1 pseudogene is annotated in these 747 nt (G+C 66.0%); it reads right to left on the bottom strand.

What is annotated here, in order from left to right:
• Positions 1-747, bottom strand: a pseudogene (locus FHK92_RS23415) (RHS repeat protein); the annotation flags it as partial.

Raw genomic sequence — 747 nt, 5'->3', positions numbered from 1 at the left:
CCCTTGAAACGGTGTTCGGTCAGGCAGGTGCCGTTGAGGTCGATGGCGATCAGCGCGCCGCCACGGGCATGGCGGTAGTCGAGGGCGCTGCGGTCGGGCAGGCGGCAGTGAATCAGCCGACCGACGCTGTCGTAGCGATAGCGCAGGGTCGCCCAGCCCTGGTGTTCGGCGACGAGGCGGTCTTGGGCGTCGTATTCGTAGGCCAGCGGCCAATGACCGTCGTCGACGCTGACCAAGCGGCCAAGGGCGTCGTAGCGGTAATCAACCGTCGTAGCGTCGGGCAAGGTCTTGCGCAGCAGGCGGCCGGCGCTGTCGCGTTGGTAGGTGGTGATCCGCTGGCTGCCGTCGGCGCCGTGTTCGGTTTTCTCCAGCAGGTGGCCGTTGAGGTCGTAGGCGTAACCGGTGCGCTGGCCGTCGAAGCCGGTTTCCTGTCGGATCAGTCCGTTGGGCGTGTAGTCCAGCCGATAGTGCTCGCCGGATTCGTTCTCGATGTCCGTCAGCAACAGCCGCGCCGAGTCGTAGCGGTACTTCAATTCGCTGCCGTCGGGGTTGAGGCGACGGCTGATCAGGTGCAGGTCGTCGGCATATTCGTAGCGGGTGGTGCGCCCGAGTTCGTCCCGCTCGGTGATGACCTTGCCGTAGGCGTTGTAGCGCCAGGCGCGGGTCGCGCCGGTGGGCAAGGTGGTTTGCAGCAAGCGGCCCACGGCGTCCCATTGGTAATGGGTGATGGCGCCGTGTTCATCCTGG

It is taken from the genome of Pseudomonas brassicacearum subsp. neoaurantiaca, from assembly GCF_013608025.1.
Taxonomy (GTDB): Bacteria; Pseudomonadota; Gammaproteobacteria; order Pseudomonadales; family Pseudomonadaceae; genus Aquipseudomonas.
This window is presented reverse-complemented; position numbering and strand designations above follow the sequence as displayed.